This is a genomic window from Neisseria sp. P0021.S007, from assembly GCF_051956855.1.
In genome coordinates, this window is record NZ_JBQCXA010001311.1 from 1 (window position 1) to 501 (window position 501).

Here is a 501-nt window from a genome sequence, read left to right on the forward strand (position 1 = left end):
GTTTTCAGGGTGGCGCGGTACGATGACCAGCAAGGCATTGCCGCGGTAGCCCTGCCATGCTTTGAGGAGCAGCTCGGCTTCGTCTGTGCCTTTGTACACGCGCGTGCTGGCGCAGACGACGACGGCTCGTGCGCCGATGCGTTCTTTAAAGGCGACGGCAAGCGGGCGCGAGTCATCGGGGGGCGCGATGTCGTATTTGGTGTTGCCGCAAACGTGGACGTTGGATGCGCCGATGAGGTGCAGGCGTTCGGCATCGGCGGCGGTTTGGGCAAAGCAGCCGGAGAGGGTCTGCATGGCAGGCTCGACCAGCTTGCGGATTTTGAGGTAGCCGCGTTGGGATTTTTCGGAGAGGCGCGCGTTGGCCAAAAAGAGGGGAATGCCTGCTTCTTGGCAGCCGTGCATCAGGTTGGGCCAGATTTCGGTTTCCATCAAAATGCCGCAGATGGGGCGGTGTTCGGCTAAAAATCGGGCGACCCATTCGGATTTGTCGTAGGGTAGGTA

The 501-nt window shown here is 60.7% G+C and carries 1 protein-coding gene; it reads right to left on the minus strand.

Features of this window, described 5'->3' with window-relative positions:
* A partial coding sequence (locus ACTHUR_RS18905) for a 3-deoxy-D-manno-octulosonic acid transferase (RefSeq protein WP_440400316.1) occupies positions 1 to 501 on the minus strand: 501 nt, incomplete at both ends.